The following is a 17,140-nucleotide window of genomic DNA, read 5'->3' on the forward strand; positions in this document are numbered from 1 at the left end:
ACACTAACGCGAGGGGATCAACATCGCGCTGTTCTGATGCGTGCATGATCAATATAAACGCCCTCGCGCGACACGTCAACAATAATATTCAGATGTGAGCGCCAAATGATGTCAAGTTCTGATGACCAAGATAAGAATAACAATCAGTCACCTGTTGTCAGCACGCCTCCCGGTCGCGTAACCCAATACGATATAATACCTGCTGAACTACAAGCAATCGACAATTGGGTCATCTACAAAACCGGTCCCGGTAAGGACGGCAAGCTTTCGAAAACTCCGCTATATTGGTACAATCCGGAACAGGGCGCCGTTAACGTGCTCGATCCGATTTATCATACCTCATTCGAGAACGTGCGCAGAACCTGCGAGAGCGATCCGCAAGGGCGCTACGGTGTCGGGTTTGTCCTGACTGAGCAGTCGGGGTTCGTGGTTGTCGATATCGATCAGAAGATTGGATCGACCGAGGATCGCGAGCGTGTCCATCAGGCGTCGCAATTACTGCTTGGGAAACAAGCAACCTACACCGAGTTCTCGATCTCGGGCGGCGGTGGCTTTCACATTGTCTACAAGGGCAAGTTGCCACAGGGCATCGCATCGGCCAACGGGTTAATGCCCGGAGTCGAAATCTACGCGTGGAACCGTTTTATTGCTTTCACGGGTAAGGTGACGGCAGGCGGTGACCGCCCGGTTGCGGACGGGTCCGCGGTCATTGAAGAACTGTTTGCCGAGCGCCCTGAGTATCTCGATACCCACCGGAACGTGCGAGGCGTCAAAAATGTGGATTCCACATATGATCTCGGGCGGGTGATTGGATTGCCGGACGAGCGAGTGCTGCGCGTGATGCAGCTGCGGTGTGAGGCATCTTACAACCTCATGAATGCCGACAACTGCGACGACTTCTCTTTGGCAATGCTCCAAATCATCGGTGACCTCGACAAGATCACAGGCGACCCTGCGCAGATATTTCGAATTGTCGCCCGCTCAAATGTCGTGATGAAAGGCCCGCCGAACGCCGCAGGCGAGGACCGCCCGGATAAACTCCATCGCTTGTTCAACAAATGGATGGCGGACGTTCGTTATGGGAAGAACAAGAACACCCGCGCCATCATGTGGTGGGTCACGCCGGAGGCCACCGAACACGGGCGCTCTGTGGCAAAGCATCTCGAACAATATGATGAGAACGGCAATCATATTTCCGGTTTCACGGTCGCCATTCGAAAGAACATGGCGGATGTCGCGGCGAGGAAGAAGCAGGCACAAATACAACGGCGCGTTGGCGATTGGTACGAGTGGCCTGATTCCGACATTGCGACGCTCGCTCGATACGCAAAGAATTTGGACGACCTGGAGATTGCTGCCAATAGCTTGATGCCTGCACTTCACAATATCGTTGACGACGTGACCCCGATTATTGCTCGTGCGCTTGAGCTGGACATCGCATACTTAAGTCCTGCATACGAGTTTATTTTGCATATCGTGTCCGCAAATAAAGTTTGTTCTAAATCCGCGGCGGCAAACTGCTGGAAAACCCTTCAAGCGAAATTTCTCAATGCGGGAAAGGAACTTAACCCGACGTGGACGGACGGACTAAAGCGCGATCAGTACGGTAATCCGCTTCGCACTATGGATAACGCCTTTCATGTGCTTACGAACATGCCCGAAATGAAAGACCTGCTTGCGTACGACCTATTTCAGCAACAGATGCTTCTAGTTCGTCAACCACCATGGTCTTTCGAAAATGAGGATCAACCTAAACTGGCCGGTCAGAGATTCGAATCCGATACGAAGAGCAAACTGCATTCGCATGAAGTCGTTACGGACGCGCAATTAAGGTTCCTAACCATCGCTGTACAACGGGCGGGGATAGCAGCTCCGGAACAAGCAATCGTTTCGGCGATCAAAGCAGCAGCTTCAACCAACGAGGTTGATATCGTCCGAGACAAATTCTTGTCGCTCAAATGGGACGGTGTGCCTCGGATCGATACGTGGTTGACGACGTACGGAGGCGCGGAAGACAACGCATATACGCGCTTCATCGGTGCGAAATGGTTGATCAGCGGAGCCGCCCGTGCATTGAAGCCGGGGTGCAAGGTCGATCACATTCTGATGTTCCAAGGGGATCAGGGCAAATACAAGACCGAGGCGCTGACGAAACTCGCCTACGACGCGCACTATTATGCGCTCGGCCCCGATCCGTCGAACAAGGACGAGAAGATGGCAACGGCAGGGATGTTGATTGTCGATCTTGCCGAGGCCGATATCCTTTTCACGAAAAAAGGGTCTGCTGTCATTAAGCATTTTGCGACCGAGCGCGAGGATCGCTATCGGGTACCGTTCGGACACACCCCGCAAACCTTTCCGAGACGCTTCATCATGGCGGGCACGTTCAACCCGGAGCGCATCTTCAACGATTCCACAGGCGGACGCCGGTTCTGGATCGCACGCGTCGTCAAGTTTGACGTTGCAGCCATCGAGCGGGATCGGGATCAACTTTGGGCGGAGGCCGTGCATCGCTATCAGGCCGGTGAAAAGTGGTGGCCGGTCGATGAAGAAGATTCGATCTTCGTTGAAGCGGCAAAGGAGCAAGTCTCCGAACGCACCGTAGAAGATCCTTGGGCCGCGAGTGTTATCGCATATCTCGGGTTCGAGGGGTCAACTTCGGAAACCGGGTTCCACCCGACAGCGCAACGCCCTGATCTCCTGCCATTTGTTCGTCCAGAACAAATTATGTCCAAGGCGCTTGGTCTCGAACTCATCAAACAAGATAACCGTGCAACCTCTCGCGTTCAGAACATCCTGCAAGAGATCGGGTATAAGTCGGGGAGTAAACGCCTGTCAGGGAGTGCCGTAATTCGCGCATGGATGCCGGGGACGTCCGAAGACAAACTCGCTGCATTGCGTGGTCAGATTGCGCACATCGCCGAAGAGTACGGATTGACCTACGCCCGCGAAATGACGGCTGACGAACAGGCCGCGTACATTGCGCACTTGACGACCGAAGCGCTACGCGCCGCCGGCAAATTCGAATAATCGGTCACGACCAATATGTGGATCGTCGGTTATGGGGCGGAGTCACGTGATTCCATGCGCTGCTCTGTGCCACAGGTTGGGCGGATGGTTGGGCGTGATGCTCGATTAGGTTGGTGACACATTTTTGACGCAATTGGGAGGGGCGGTTGGGCGTGGTTGGGAATGGAGTGGTGGGGTTTAGGGTTGATTAGGTGGCAGATTTTTCGTTGGGGACGTCGATAAAATGTGGTGCCTGGGACGGGGTGTGCGGTGTCGAGGTGTGAGGGCGGAGGAGTTTTGGGGAGACAGTAGGAGGGAGAGCGTGGTGAAGGTTGAGTGATGATTGGGTGAGGGTTTGGGGTTAGTTTGGTGTGGACTGGGCTAGATTGGGGAGAGAATTGTTGGTTAACCGAGGCGGAAACCGGGAAATCGAGCAAAATATGTAACGCGTAACGCGTCGAAACGCGTAACAGGGGCGTTTTAAATTCCCTATATAGGGATTTCTCTCATGGGAGGGTGATTTTTTTTTTGAATTTTTATTTTATAACCGATGTTCTAGTGTAGATTTGTTGGTAGGTTTAGTGATGTTTTGTTGTTATATTTTTTGAGACAGAACCCTATATATAACATTTCACAGCCCGTTACAGTCGTTACATGCGTTACATCGTTGAAATCGTTGAGAAAATCGGTTTCGAAGCAGGCGTTACAGCGCGTTACGTCCCGTTACGTAGACTGATAGCGGTTTTGAACAAGAAAATGACACAATTCGAAGTCGTGGGATGGGAGCGGGGTTTGAGTGAGTGAGGTTTGATCGAAGTGAAGATCTGACGAAATAGAGATGTGTGGGAATGGGAGGAAAAAGCGCTCTTCAGTATATACTCCTAAACTGATGTGCATCTCCGCATATACGTTACACCAGTCAATCCTCCGCATCCTGCTCAACTCCAGTTCGCCGACCCTCTCGCACCGAATACCCACGCTCGACGCCCGCTGTGGCAAAGGGACATTAAATAAACCGCCGCATCTTTATTTTGACCACCACAAAGAGTTCAGATAGACAATCAGTTAGACTTGCCTTATATTCGCTGAATCGCGCAAATCACTTAACAAATACGAGGCGAGTTGATCAAGTGAACCAACACACGCCCCCACCTCCCCCGCCGCCATTGTCTCCTGAGATTGCAGCGCAGGTCGCAGCCAATAGCGCGCCTCCACCTCTTCCGAATGTGCCCCTCCCCGGAAACGGGACGCCGATCATTCCGACACAAGGTAAGCGAGGACCAAGGCCGGGCGAAGGTGGGCGACAGCCAGGCTTCACTGCACCCATACCTCCCGGTCTCGACGGTTCGGTTGTCATACCGAAGCACGTCAATCCCGGGTTCGCGAAACGAAACGGCGCGCCGACCGAACCGAAGGTGGTAACTCACGCTGCAAACCTCGCAATGGCGGCCGATATCAAGGAGCTAATGAAACGCGCTGGGCAGGCGGGATTCAAACGTCGCGACGGCGCTATGACCGCAATCGAAGCGGCACATGACGTTATCAAGGAGGCCATGCAGCGCATGGTCGAGATGATGACGGACGAGGATGCGACGATGGCGCAGGTCAAAGCCGTCGAAAACATCATCGCTTGGGGCGCAGGGAAACCCGAACACTACATCACATATACCCTCAATCTCGGCGGGAAGACGATTGTCGAGGCGATGGAGGAAATTATCGTCGCCGTCGGTTCGGGACTTATCTCATTCGAAGCTTCGCAACATTGCATCAACCTGCTTAAGTTGAAATCCGAAGCAATCGATATCTCCATGATCATGGAACGCATGGAGGAAATGGCCGCCGAAATCCGTCGATTGAAGGGCGGGGACCGTACGATCGATCAGTGAACGTGCGGGAGGGCGTGACGACACGTGCAAACGCGTACAGAAGGCGGGACGGGGCGGACAGCATGCATTCAAGGGCGTTCAATTGACGCGCATAAGGACGACACGGCATGGCGAAGAACTTCCGGCTGACCGCACTGAATAACAAGCTCGACAAGCTCGAAAGCGAATTACGTCAGACGTCCAAAACGAAGTGCATCCATTTCGCCCTGTGGCAGCACGACGGCAACCGGACGCTTTCTCCGCACCCGACGCCGCACGACAATCCGGAGTCTGACCGCGCACCGAACTACCTGATTAACTTCATCGCGATCCCATCGGGCAAGTTTATACACCCGACGATCCCGCCGGCGCCTGTCGGTCCAAATGGTATGGCGATGCCCGTTCTTTGCGATGCCCCGGACCCCGATCCGATCTTCTCGCAGGTCGAGAGGTTGCGCGCCGAAGCACTCAAGGAACTGGAAGAGGTCGATGCCGCTAAACCGACCGAACAACTCGACGCGAACGCAAACAACAGCGGGGGCAAGTACGCCGGTATGACGCCCGAGGAGATCGAGGTTCGCAAAAAGATCGACGCCATGACCGAGGGGTTCATGGAGGAGCTGCGCGCGAAACAGGAGGCATATGTCCCTGCCCCACTCGAACCGTTCGACATGAGTAAACTCGTGCCCCTTGTGGCGAAATCTCGTCAGCAACTCATCAACGAGAAGGTCAAGGGTTACATGGACGGCGGGATGTCGGCGCTCGAAGCACACCGGTTAGCGCGCTCCGAAGTCGGGAGCATGCAATGAGTGAAGATGCCCCCAAACCCGCCCATCGATCCGCATGGGAACAGTTGAAGATCGATCAGCGCGAACGTCGTGCACGGATCTCGCGCGAAAACGAGCAACGCGCCGAACGTCGGGCGCGCGAGCAAGAATCCCTGCGACGGCGGACCCGCGTTTTTGCCTCACCCACCGCCGACGACATCGAACCTAACGAGGAAACGCACGTCGGTATCCCGGTGACCTGGCGCCCCTGAAAAGTGCGAAATCCACGCTTTTGCGGTCTCGTATCGCTGGCACCCCACATTAGGAACGTGCACATCGCGAACGGTGCAAGTTGACCTCACACCGTTCGCGGTGCCGACGCGTTAGCGCGTTAGCGCGTTTCCCACAATTCGCGAACTTCCTCGCGCCGCGGATGATCGAGCGGCAAGGTCATGATTTCGAGGTTTTCGCGCACGTGATCTTCATCGGGTGCGTAACCACCGATAATGGCGCCGACGCGCTCCACGATGTCAGGCGGGAGTTGCTGCAGTTCGCCGAGGTCGTAGAACTCATCGATCACCTGCGCGCGCCCTGACCGCGCCTGCAAACCGCGCTTATCGCGCTTGTGCAGATGTTTTGGTTCAACACTCGCCATGACATCTCGATTGGCGGCGTAAGCGTGGTTCCAATCGACGTAGCGTGGTTGTGTTTCGCCCGCGAAGAACAACATCTCGCCGACAGGTTTCGTTGACAGATCTACACTTGCGTATAACATTGTTAATCCCTTTCATTGATTGCGTTACAACGTAATAATCGCACACCGTTATTTGCACTTTCAACAGATTTTTTCAGTTAAATGCACCAAATATAGTTTGGCTAAACTTGATTTTCTTGGCTGTTGATTTTTCGCGAGCCGAGATAAGCGCGCCGTCGGTGTTGACACCCTGTGGTTGTATCTGTATGACGGATGCTGCGTGACATAAACACGTGATCGGTTGGAGTTGCTGATCGACTGCAAACAACGGGGGTGGCCTATGCAGCCGCCCCTTTTCTTTTCTCCTACCGGTGTCCTTTCCGGCTTGATCCTTGCAACCTAGACGCGCATATATTGATCGCAGGTTGCAAACCACGAAAGGACACGACATGACCGAAGTTCAAACGTTCGCATCTCGCGCAATCGCCCTTCGCTCCGCACGCCGGCAGGGGCTAACCGAGGGCACGTACACCCTTGAGAAAGACGCCACGACGGGTCGCCATTACATCGCGCAATTCAGCGCGGTTCCGACACCTAAGAAAGTCACGGCGAAGAAGGGCGCCGCCTCGAAGCGTCCTCCTGTGGCACAGGGCAAAAATTTAACGGACGGTCCCGTCGCCCAGGTGCGCGCGTTCTATCTTGCCAATCCTGATATCGACCGCAAGGCGTTCATCGCTGAACTCGTCGGCAAGCGCGGCCTTAATGCCAACATGGTCAGCACACGCTGGCAGTGGCTCCGCAGCGGTAAGGACCCGGCAACGCGCCCTTATGTTCAGCAGGGCCCCGCGCAATAGGCCGCTTGTAAAGGCGCTGCAAGGGCGCTATTCTACCCGGACGATCATCGCCTCGCTTCTGGGCTCCGCACCCCATCGCGGGGCCTTCTTTTTTTGCCGAGACCGACAGAATCGAGGGCGTGACACGAGCAAGGAAACAACCTCGGCGCGATAGGCCGGAGCAAGAAACAAGCGCGAGGTTGCTATAGGCTAATGCTCTTCGCCCGGACGATCCCCGTCTGTGGGAATAGACCCCGCCCTCTCCCGAAACTGTCGGTGCCGCGTGCGGCCTCTCCCGAACCTGACTTTGCTTCTTGCCGCGCATCTCGAGCAGGGCCACTAAGTGTCAATCACGTAACGAAGTAATCGACTCGCGCGCTGGTTGCACTAGGCCAAGTTGAGGAAAGTTGCAGCGAGATTTAGTTCATGCCGTGCAATGCTGGAGCGCTTCCCACGCATCACGACGAGATCGACCGTGCGCAGCCGCACGTTTGAACTGCCGTCCTTCCGCGCTATGTTGGAATGGTTTGATGACCTACAATAGACATGACGGATGTAGGAGCGGGTTGTGACAGACAAGACTGATCGCATTTGCGCGGAACTGGCGGCTCTCCTCGAAAAGGTGGGACCCGATTACGAAGATGATCAGGAAGCTGCGCTCGCAATCCTCGAATGCGCAACTCAGATGGCACATTTTTATGCAGGTGATGCTGCCGCCCGCGAAGTGGTAGAAAATGAACTTTGGTCGGCTGAAGAGCTGATCATCGACCCCGCGTCTCGTCACTGATCGAACTGCGGGGGATCGATGGAACCGTTCCGCTAGTCCGCCGTTGTCGCCAAGCTTTGGGAGCCGCAACTCAAGGCAAACCGATCGATCCTAGTCCCCGCTTAGATCGATCAAAATTGGCGGCGTGCTACTCGACCTCCCTGGTTATTCGTCAGCCGCCGCCACTTTTTCTCCCTTCACCTGCTGGCCCCACGTCGGCGGCGACACGAGCAATCCGACATTCTTCGAACCGCATTTGGAACATCGGAGCTTGTGGGCTAGATCCTTGTGAAGCGTGCCGTGGTCGGGGCCGAGGCGATCACGTAGGGCGATCAGATCGAGCGGACGAGTGCGCAGGCACGTGTTCTCGTGACAGGCCGCATGCAGCGTGTACCCCTCGTCAATCGTCTCTTGCAGGGTCATCGCTGGCAGTCCGTTTTAGGTCAATCCGGCTTCTTATCGGTGCGATCCCAGCCTAATGCCTCGGCGATTTTCCCTTGCTCCTTTTCTATCTGCTCGATGAACTCAGGAGAGTAGTAGGTTTCAACGGGGTAAGTGTCTTCATGGTACTGCTCTATCGCGTCTTGTACCGGGTCGTGGTCCTGAAGCGCGGCAATTGCCTCGCCGATCTCATCCAGCGTGTATCGATCTACTGGCTGTCTAGCGCCACCCGGGAATGTGTCATGTCCCCTTCCGGTGCTCGTGCCGGCCTCCTGTGGCATGGGGTCAGGATCAACCCAAGCAATTGTGCCCGGCTCGCAATCTGGGTGGCGTTCGTAGACAGGGGAGGTGGCTGGCATGTTGGCAATGTGCCGCTCGACCTCGCGCCGATCATATAAGATTGTTCTTCCGCTTCTCAGGTACGCAAGGGTGCGGTCGCGGCGATGATTGCGCGCGACATTCTCTGACCACCCGGTGATCTCTCGCACGGCGCTGTCGCCAACCAATAGGTACTTGCTCGGGATCGTCGCTTTCATGAATCGATCATAACGCCACAGCAGCGGACCGCCAAGGTGGCGCTTTCATACATCCACGCTCAACGCAGCGTCGTCAAAGTGTATGAAAGGGCGTCGTAACGAAAAATAAGAGCGACAAAACTTTGAATTAATTCAGGTAATTACGAAAATGTTTCGTTTCGATGTCGAAGCCGGCGATCTTTTCCAGCGCCGGCTGGTAGGCGATCGAGTTCGCCTTGTTGGCGCGCGATACCTTGGCCGGGTCCTGTCCCGACAGCAGCATCGGGTTGTCGCCCGCGATGGCGAGCCGCGCGGCGTTGCCGGCAAAGGCCTTGCCCATGCCCTCGTAGAGCCAGCCGGCGGCGCGGTCGAAGCTCCCCTCCGAGGCGTGGCGGAAGCGCGCGAGCGTCACCTCCTCGTCGGCCATGAACGGCGTCACCAGCCCGGCGCCCGCCTTGTAGGCGTGCTCGGCGATGCGGCGCACCAGCGGCAGCGCGGCCACCGGCGCGGTCATGACGAGGTCCTGCCCCGGCTGGAGTTGCAGGCCGACCTTGACCGCCACCTCGGCGAGCCGGTCGAGCTTGATCGGGTCGATCGATGCGGAGATTGCGCGGGGGTGGGATGTCATCGATGGCTCTCTCGTTGGCAGGGTGGTGCGCCATACATAGCTTCCCCGCACCGCGCTTTCCAAGGGGGGGGGTCACGTCGCCGGCAGCGTCGCGTGCAGCCGCGCGGTCTCGGCCATCGCCTCGCGCAGCCAGGCCACGAAGTCGCGCACCTTGCGGCTCGGGCGCCTCCCGGCCGGCGTGCAGACGTAGTAGCCGAGCCCGAGATCGGCGGCGATGCCGAGCGGTTCGGAAAGCCGCCCGTCGAGCAGCGCTTCGGCGGCAATGAGCGGCCACGCGAGCATGATGCCCTGGCCAGCGATCACGGTCTCGAGGCACAGGAGCGGATCGTTGAGCCGCGCCCCTTGCTTCGGCCGGACCGGCGGAATGCCGGCGGCCTCGAACCAGCGTTCCCAGTCGATCAGCGCCGAATCGTCGTCGATCGAGGTCTCGTGGGCGACATCGGCGGGTGTCGCGATGCGGCCCGCCTTTGCCTCTGCCGCCGCCACGAAGACCCGCTGCGGAAGAAGAAGTTCGGCGTCCACGCCCGGCCAGTGCCCGGTTCCCATGCGGATCGCCACGTCGACGTCGGAACCGCGCAGGTCGACAAGCCCGCCCGAAGCGTCGATGCGGACAAGCACCTGGGGGTGCCGATCGAAATGGTAGCGCAGGCGCGGCACCAGCCACTTCGACGCGAAGGCCGGGGCGACCGAGACCACCAGCGTGTCCGAACCCGGCGAGCGCGCCTGCGCCACCGCCGCGTCGAGTTCGCGGAAGGCCGTGGAAAGCCGCGCGAACAGGGCAGCCCCGGTTTCGGTCGGCAAGAGCCCGCGCGCTGTGCGCAGGAAGAGTGCCGTGCCGATCTGCTTCTCCAGCCGGTTGACCTGCTGGCCGACCGCGCTGGCCGTCACCCCGAGTTCGTCGGCCGCGCCTTGCAAGGAACCCGTCCGCGCCACCGCTTCGACGGCGCGAAGCCCGTTCAAGTGGACGGAGTTAAGCGACTTGTTCAAGTTTTCCTAAACCAAACACATGAAGTTCTGGATCGAAGAGAACCGCATGAACGCCTATTTCAGTTGGCTCCAGATGGTTTTCGGGAGACTAGATCATGATGGAGTTTTTCTCAACTCTCCTCGCGAATGTACGGCGTCCCGGCACGGCCTTCGAAGCAGGTTGTCTCCCGTCGCGCGATGAGGACTCAGACATGCTGTCCCATCCGGAAATCGCCCGGATGGACCTTCGTCAGCTCGCCGACCTGCCGTTTCCGCGTCCCGGCCCGGAAGCTTCGCATGGCGAGATGCAAGACGGCCGGAAGTGCCGTTCGGCCTGAGCGAACTGGCGCAATCCACATCTCATCGTCGTCCGCGGCGCACATTTTTTGATCAGTGGCAACATTTCCGCTACAGGTCGATCTCGCCCCGTCCGGGCCTGTTCGTCGTCGGCCTCTCGAAAAGACCTTCTCCCGAAAGTCGCCCGGATATGCCACATCCGGCGCCCGCCCGGCGTCTGAGCAACATCGAGGAGGCAGATCATGTCCACTCCATCGGCCGACGCCGGCATCGACGACCACGGCCTCGAACCCGGCCAGGACAACGTCCAGATCCTCGGGCTCGACATTCACAACCCGGTTTTCTTCATCTCGGCGCTGACGATCATCGTCTTCGTAGCCCTCACCCTCATCTTCGGCGAACAGGCCGCTGCGGTGCTCGGCGGCCTGCGCGTCTGGCTCACTGACACCTTCGACTGGCTGTTCATGCTGTCGGCCAATCTCTTCGTGCTCTTCTGCCTCGTGCTGGTCGTCTCCCCGTTCGGCAAGGTGCGGCTCGGCGGGCCCGACGCGTTGCCCGACTTCTCCTATCCCGGGTGGTTCGCGATGCTGTTCGCGGCTGGCATGGGCATTGGCCTGATGTTCTTCGGCGTTCTCGAGCCGATGTATCACTTCAACAATCCGCCGCTCGGCATTGCCCCGCCCGTCGTCGACGGCGCGCTGGTGGCCGAGCGCGTGCAGGCCGCGCGCGACGCGGGCATGGCGGCGACGATCTACCATTGGGGCCTGCATCCGTGGGCGATTTACGCGGTGGTGGCGCTTTCGCTGGCGCTCGCCAGCTACAACAAGGGCCTGCCGCTCTCTATCCGATCGGCCTTCTACCCGATCTTCGGCGAGCGGGTGCGCGGCTGGACCGGACACGTCATCGACACGATGGCGGTGTTCGCAACGCTGTTCGGTCTGGCAACATCGCTGGGCTTCGGCGCTTCGCAGGCTCTGGCGGGGCTCAACGATCTTTACGGGGTCCCCGACACCGACCTCGCCAAGGTAATTCTGATCGCCGGCATCACCGCGGTCGCGCTCCTGTCCGTCGTCGCCGGACTGGACGCCGGGGTGAAGCGGCTTTCCGAGCTGAACATGGTGCTGGCGGTGTTGCTGCTCGTGTTCGTCATCGCGCTAGGCCCCACGCTCGCGATCTTCACTGGCTTCTTCGAGAACACCTGGCTCTACGTGAAGAGCCTGCCGGCGCTGTCGAACTGGGTCGGACGCGAGGACGACGCCTTCATGCACGGGTGGACGACCTTCTACTGGGCCTGGTGGATCTCCTGGTCGCCGTTCGTGGGCATGTTCATCGCCCGGGTCTCGCGCGGTCGCACAGTGCGCGAGTTCATCACCTGCGTCCTCATCATCCCCACCCTGGTCTCCATCCTGTGGATGACGACCTTCGGCGGCACCGCGCTCGACCAGTTCCTCACGGCCGGCTATGCCGGCGTGCAGCAGACGGTGGTCGACTACGTGCCGGAACTGTCGCTCTTCCGCATGCTCCAGCCCCTGCCGCTGGCCGGCATAACCTCGCTGATCGGCATCGTGCTCGTGATCGTGTTCTTCGTCACCTCGTCCGATTCGGGCTCGCTGGTGATCGACACCATCACGGCGGGCGGCAAGGTCGACGCGCCGGTGCGCCAGCGGGTCTTCTGGGCGATCTTCGAGGGGTTGGTCGCGATCGTGCTTCTCCTCGGCGGCGGCCTGGCCGCGCTTCAGGCGGGCGCCATCGCGACGGGTTTCCCCTTCGCGCTTCTCCTGCTTCTGATGATGTACGCCACCTGGATGGGCTTGCGCAGCGAGCATCGGGCGCTCACGGCCACCTGACGCCGTCCGGCGAGGGGCCGCCTTCGGGTGGCCCTATCGTTGGGCGCGGCCGCGGCATTGAAAGCACGGCGCGCCCGGATATGGTCGCGGCATGAACCCCGAGACGACCGCCCCCTTCCGCTACGCCATCGCCGGCATGATCGCCATGGCCGCCGCCATGGGCGTCGGCCGCTTCGTCTTCACGCCCATCCTGCCCGGCATGATGGAGGGCTTGCAGCTTTCCGCCTCTGATGCCGGCCTCATCGCTTCGGCCAACTATCTCGGCTACCTTGTCGGTGCCCTGCTGGCGGCGGGCGGCTGGGCGCACGGGCACGAGCGCCGCGTCATGCTGGCCGGGCTCGGGATCAACGCCCTCCTGCTCGGCTGGATGGGCATTGCCGACACGCTTCCCGCCTTTCTGCTAATCCGCTTCGTCGCCGGTCTGGCGAGCGCGTTCATGATGATCTTCATGACCGCCATCGTCTTCAGCCGCATCGCCGCCGCCGGCCGCGGCGACCTGCAGGCGGTGCATTTCGGCGGCGTCGGGGTCGGCATCGCCGTCTCCGCACTTCTGACCGGCGTGCTTTATCTGGGAGAGGCGGGCTGGCGGGCGGGGTGGCTCGCCTCGGGGGTCGTCGCCCTCATCGCCTTCGCCGTAGTCTATCTCATGGCGCCGGGCGGCACCCTTCAGCACGCTGGCGCCGGCGCGACGAACCGCGAGCCGGCGCTGCCTCGCAGTCCGGAACTGACCAGGATCATCCTCGCCTACGGCATCTTCGGCGCGGGTTACATCGTTACCGCAACCTTCCTCGTGGCGATCGTGCGGCAGGGCGGAGAGGGTCGGCTCTTCGAGTCCGCCGTGTGGCTCGCGACCGGTCTCGCCGCGGCGCCGTCTGTGTGGCTCTGGGGCAAGGCGGTGCGCGGCATCGGCCTGACGGCGACGTTCGGCATCGGATGCATCGTCGAAGCCGTCGGCGTGGTTGCCAGCGTCTCGATCCCCGGACCCGCTGGACCACTGGCCGGCGCGGTACTGCTCGGCGGCACCTTTGTGGCGATCACAGCCTACGGTCTCCAGGCCGGGCGGCAGTTGGCGGCAGCGGCACCCCGGCGCGCGCTGGCGCTGATGACAGCCTCCTTCGGAACGGGCCAGATACTCGGGCCGATCGCCGCCGGCTACGGCGCGGATTGGACCGGCAGCTTCGCGGCACCCTCGGTCGGCGCAGCGATGGCATTGCTCGTGGCCGGCGCGATCGCATGGTCGGCGGGGCGTCGGCCGTTGGCGACCTGACGCCGCGGCACGACGGCGGCTGGCGAGAACCGGGGATAAGCGGCGGGAAGGGACGGCGCGACGGCAAGGCCGCTTGCGAGAGCCTCCGGCTCTGAATAGCGTCTGCGTGCGGCCGGTAGCGCGGTCGCTGAGGCGCTGCCGACCGAAGGAAACCGCCGTGTTCGTATCGTTTTTCCCCAAGCCGAAGCTGTTCTTCATCTCCTTCGTGGCCTGGACCGCCTTGGCGGTGGCCGTCTGGTACATCTTCGGCCGGGATCTGGGAACGGCGTTCGGCCTCCCGCCGGCGGCGGCCGACGCTGTGCCCATCGTCGGTGCGCACTACTTCTGGGCACCGGAATTCCTCTGGTTCTACATCTATTTCGTCGTCACCACGGGCCTCTTCGCCGCGTTCTGGTACGTCTACTCGCCGCATCCCTGGGCGCACTGGTCGATCCTCGGCTCAGCGCTGATCCTGTTCTCGACCTATTTCTCCGTCCAGGTCAGCGTCGCCATCAACAACTGGCGTCGTCCGTTCTTCGACATGGTGCAGCAGGCGCTCACCCCGCCGGCGTCCGTCGCGCCGGGCGATCTCTATGCGCTGATCCTGGTCTTCGCGCAGATCGCCTTCCTGTGGATCGCCGTCTATGTCGCCACGCGCTTCTTCGTCAGCCATTACATCTTCCGCTGGCGCACCGCGATGAACGACTACTACATGGCCCACTGGCCGCAGTTGAGGAAGATCGAGGGCGCATCGCAGCGTATCCAGGAAGACACGATGCGCTTCGCCTCGACGGTGGAGGGGCTCGGCGTCGCCGCGGTCGACGCGGTCATGACGCTGATCGCCTTCCTGCCGATTCTCTACGTCCTGTCGGCGAACGTGACCGAACTGCCGGTCATAGGCGCGGTCCCGGCCCCGCTGGTCTACGCGGCGATCTTCTGGTCGCTCTTCGGCACCGTGCTCCTGGCGGTGGTGGGCATACGGCTGCCCGGGCTGGAGTTCCGCAACCAGCGCGTCGAAGCCGCGTACCGCAAGGAACTCGTCTACGGAGAGGACCACGAGGATCGTGCCGAACCGCTGACGGTGCGCGAACTCTTCGCCAACGTGCGGAAGAACTATTTCCGCCTCTATTTCCACTACATGTATTTCAACATCGCCCGATCGTTCTACATCCAGGCCGACAACATTTTCGCCTACTTCATCCTGATACCCACGATCGCGGCGGGCCGTATTACCTTCGGCCTGCTCCAGCAGATCCTGACGGCGTTCACGCAGGTGAGTTCGTCATTCCAGTATCTGGTCAACGCCTGGCCGACGATCGTGGAACTCCTGTCGATCTACAAACGCCTAAAGTCCTTCGAGGCGGTGCTGAGCGGTGAAAGGCTGCCGGAGATCGACCGCCGCTACATGGAGCGCGAGGCGGCGGGCGTTCCGCCGGAGGACCAGCCGGCAGCGTGAAGTGAGGCGCCGGTCAGCCGCCGGCGTGCATCTCGGCCGCCTCGTCGAGATGGTCGGAGAGGTCACCATAGGTGACGCATTCGACGTCGGCCTTGATACAGACTTCGCCGGCGAACCGCTCCAGCGCGCGCCAGTAGGCGCCGCCGTTCATCAGCGTGAAGTGGAAGCCTGCCTGGAAGGGGATACGCTCCCCGTCATACTGCCGTTGGAAGGCCGCCATGAAGGCGCGGTAGGTGCGATCCTCGAAGCTGCCGTCCACGTCGTCCCTCTCGAAGCCGCCGGAATGGCGCACGAAGAGATTGTAGTCCATGGCGATGATCCGCCGCTCCTCCGGCCCCTCGGGTACCATCGGCAGCGCGAAATGCCGCAGCCCGTTCTTGGCTGCCGGGAAGACCGGACCGCGCGAGACGGTACTGGCATCGTAGGTGAGGCCGCGCTCCCTGAGTGCTGCGTCGAGATTGTGCCCGGTCGATAGATACGGCGCCCGGAAGCCGTGGATGGCGGTCGACGCGAACGTCTGCCAGCCTTCGGGCTCGGGCTCGATGCCGTTGATCGTCCAGGCGTCGCGAAAGATGCGGTCGAACTCAGAGAATTCCGCCTTCCAGTCGGCGCGAGTCCACTCTTTCCCGTCGAAATGCCCGCAGCCATGGCTGGCGATCTCGTGGCCTTCGCCCCTCGCGGTCCAGACCTGCTCCAGCCGCTCCGCCACTTCCTGCCTCGACCTGGCGAAGCCGACATTCGATCTGCCGGCCTTCATTTCCGGCGGCCGATAGGTCTCCTTCGTCTCGGGCGAGAGCAGATAGACGCAAGACAGGAAATAGGTGAAGCGCGCCCCGATCGCCTTCGCGAGCGCACGACTGCGCTTCCACTGAGCGATCTCGTGCGCTCCATCGAACGAGATGACGACGTATTGGACCGGCTTCTCCGGTGTGTGTGAACCGGCAGGCGAGGCGAGGAACACGGAGGCGGCAAGACAGAGGAGGGCGCGCGAAGATACAGGCATTTATGAAACCGCTCGATTTGGAATGCCGCACGCGTGAGGGCGAAATGTGGCGAGGGTGGGGAGTGCGGCGACGTTTCCGGTTTCCAAGCCGCACCGGCCGCGATAGGTTCGCGTCCAACGATCCGCGGGGCTGACATGCTGATCCTCATACTGGGACTGATCCTCTTTCTCGGAATACACTCCGTGCGCATCCTCGCGCCCGCGTGGCGCGAGGCGCGGCTCGCCGGCATGGGCGAGAACGCCTGGAAGGGGACCTACTCTGTCGTCTCCTTCGCCGGCCTGATCCTCATCGTCTGGGGCTATTCGCTGGCATGGGCGACCGCACCCGTGCTCTACGAGCCGCCGGTGTGGATGAAGCACATCGCGGCGCTGCTGATGCTTTTTGCGCTGATTTCGCTCATGATTTCGTTCGCGCCGACGGGGCGCCTCAAGAAGGCGCTCAAGCATCCGACGCTGCTTGCGGTGAAAATATGGGCCCTTGCGCATCTGCTCGCGAACGGCGACCTGGCGTCTATCCTGCTCTTCGGCAGCTTCCTGGTCTGGGGCGTGCTCGCCCGCATCTCAGTCAAGCGCCGCGGCGACAACGGGCCGGCGGTGGCCGGTCCGGTGCGCAACGACGTGATCGGCGTCGCGGCGGGCGTGGCGCTCTACCTGCTGTTCATATGGCGGCTGCACCTGTGGCTTTTCGGCGCCGTGCCCCTGCCGGTCGCCTGAGCGGCATTTTCCGCGACCGGCCTTCCATATGGCGCATTTTCGGATAAAAGGCGCAGTCAACAAGACCCCGAACGAAAAGTGCGGGGAGGAAAC

At 60.4% G+C, this 17,140-nt stretch carries 16 protein-coding genes and 1 pseudogene; 11 read left to right on the forward strand and 6 right to left on the reverse strand.

Annotated features, from left to right (window positions below):
- The first annotated feature begins 105 nt into the window (after positions 1-105).
- The 4 genes from BSQ44_RS06960 (at position 106) to BSQ44_RS06975 (ending at position 5,913) form a co-directional block, all read left to right on the forward strand.
- Entirely contained in the window at positions 106-3,030 is a 2,925-nt protein-coding gene (locus BSQ44_RS06960; RefSeq protein ID WP_083534553.1) for a VapE domain-containing protein, read from the forward strand.
- Positions 3,031-4,451: 1,421 nt separating this feature from the next.
- A complete protein-coding gene (locus BSQ44_RS06965; protein ID WP_072602543.1) occupies positions 4,452-4,895 on the forward strand; it encodes a hypothetical protein in 444 nt (147 codons plus the stop codon).
- A 107-nt stretch (positions 4,896-5,002) separates the two neighbouring features.
- Positions 5,003-5,683, forward strand: coding sequence for a hypothetical protein (locus BSQ44_RS06970; protein WP_072602544.1), 681 nt, complete (start codon positions 5,003-5,005; stop codon positions 5,681-5,683).
- Positions 5,680-5,913: a hypothetical protein gene (locus BSQ44_RS06975; protein WP_157894533.1), complete on the forward strand. Its 234-nt coding sequence runs from the start codon at positions 5,680-5,682 to the stop codon at positions 5,911-5,913. The genes BSQ44_RS06970 and BSQ44_RS06975 overlap by 4 nt, the downstream gene beginning before the upstream one ends.
- 119 nt (positions 5,914-6,032) lie before the next feature.
- Here BSQ44_RS06975 and BSQ44_RS26800 read toward each other — a convergent pair whose 3' ends face one another.
- A complete protein-coding gene (locus BSQ44_RS26800; RefSeq protein WP_157894534.1) occupies positions 6,033-6,371 on the reverse strand; it encodes a hypothetical protein in 339 nt (112 codons plus the stop codon).
- Between the two features lie 413 nt (positions 6,372-6,784).
- On the opposite strand from BSQ44_RS26800, the gene BSQ44_RS06985 reads away from it, so the two are divergent.
- Positions 6,785-7,189, forward strand: coding sequence for a hypothetical protein (locus BSQ44_RS06985; RefSeq protein WP_072602547.1), 405 nt, complete (start codon positions 6,785-6,787; stop codon positions 7,187-7,189).
- A gap of 547 nt (positions 7,190-7,736) precedes the next feature.
- Positions 7,737-7,955, forward strand: coding sequence for a hypothetical protein (locus BSQ44_RS26805; RefSeq protein WP_157894535.1), 219 nt, complete (start codon positions 7,737-7,739; stop codon positions 7,953-7,955).
- A gap of 144 nt (positions 7,956-8,099) precedes the next feature.
- Here the strand turns inward: BSQ44_RS26805 and BSQ44_RS06995 are convergent, their stop codons facing one another.
- The 4 genes and pseudogenes from BSQ44_RS06995 to BSQ44_RS07010 form a co-directional block, all read right to left on the reverse strand.
- Positions 8,100-8,357: a hypothetical protein gene (locus BSQ44_RS06995; protein ID WP_072602549.1), complete on the reverse strand. Its 258-nt coding sequence runs from the start codon at positions 8,355-8,357 to the stop codon at positions 8,100-8,102.
- A gap of 20 nt (positions 8,358-8,377) precedes the next feature.
- Positions 8,378-8,911, reverse strand: coding sequence for a hypothetical protein (locus tag BSQ44_RS07000; RefSeq protein WP_072602550.1), 534 nt, complete (start codon positions 8,909-8,911; stop codon positions 8,378-8,380).
- A 160-nt stretch (positions 8,912-9,071) separates the two neighbouring features.
- A pseudogene (locus BSQ44_RS07005) lies at positions 9,072-9,518 on the reverse strand (aminopeptidase); the annotation flags it as partial.
- A gap of 72 nt (positions 9,519-9,590) precedes the next feature.
- Positions 9,591-10,505, reverse strand: a complete 915-nt coding sequence (locus BSQ44_RS07010; protein ID WP_072602551.1) for a LysR substrate-binding domain-containing protein — start codon at positions 10,503-10,505, stop codon at positions 9,591-9,593.
- Between the two features lie 95 nt (positions 10,506-10,600).
- On the opposite strand from BSQ44_RS07010, the gene BSQ44_RS26810 reads away from it, so the two are divergent.
- The 4 genes from BSQ44_RS26810 to sbmA all read left to right on the forward strand — a co-directional run bounded on the left by BSQ44_RS26810 (position 10,601) and on the right by sbmA (position 15,330).
- The gene (locus BSQ44_RS26810; RefSeq protein ID WP_157894536.1) at positions 10,601-10,822 is read left to right on the forward strand and encodes a hypothetical protein; all 222 of its coding nucleotides are present in this window, start codon (positions 10,601-10,603) and stop codon (positions 10,820-10,822) included.
- A 201-nt stretch (positions 10,823-11,023) separates the two neighbouring features.
- Positions 11,024-12,628, forward strand: a complete 1,605-nt coding sequence (locus tag BSQ44_RS07015) for a BCCT family transporter (protein WP_072602552.1) — start codon at positions 11,024-11,026, stop codon at positions 12,626-12,628.
- A 91-nt stretch (positions 12,629-12,719) separates the two neighbouring features.
- Positions 12,720-13,895, forward strand: a complete 1,176-nt coding sequence (locus tag BSQ44_RS07020) for a YbfB/YjiJ family MFS transporter (protein ID WP_072602553.1) — start codon at positions 12,720-12,722, stop codon at positions 13,893-13,895.
- A gap of 157 nt (positions 13,896-14,052) precedes the next feature.
- Positions 14,053-15,330 carry a peptide antibiotic transporter SbmA gene (gene sbmA / locus BSQ44_RS07025; RefSeq protein ID WP_072602554.1) on the forward strand — a complete coding sequence of 426 codons (1,278 nt, stop codon included), beginning with the start codon at positions 14,053-14,055 and terminating at the stop codon, positions 15,328-15,330.
- A 13-nt stretch (positions 15,331-15,343) separates the two neighbouring features.
- Here the strand turns inward: sbmA and BSQ44_RS07030 are convergent, their stop codons facing one another.
- Complete coding sequence (locus tag BSQ44_RS07030; RefSeq protein ID WP_072602555.1) at positions 15,344-16,333, reverse strand: polysaccharide deacetylase family protein; 990 nt, start codon at positions 16,331-16,333, stop codon at positions 15,344-15,346.
- A 135-nt stretch (positions 16,334-16,468) separates the two neighbouring features.
- Between BSQ44_RS07030 and BSQ44_RS07035 the strand changes: the two genes are divergently transcribed.
- Positions 16,469-17,047, forward strand: coding sequence for an NnrU family protein (locus tag BSQ44_RS07035; RefSeq protein WP_072602556.1), 579 nt, complete (start codon positions 16,469-16,471; stop codon positions 17,045-17,047).
- Positions 17,048-17,140: the final 93 nt, after the last annotated feature.

Source organism: Aquibium oceanicum (genome assembly GCF_001889605.1).
GTDB classification, from domain to species: Bacteria; Pseudomonadota; Alphaproteobacteria; order Rhizobiales; family Rhizobiaceae; genus Aquibium; species Aquibium oceanicum.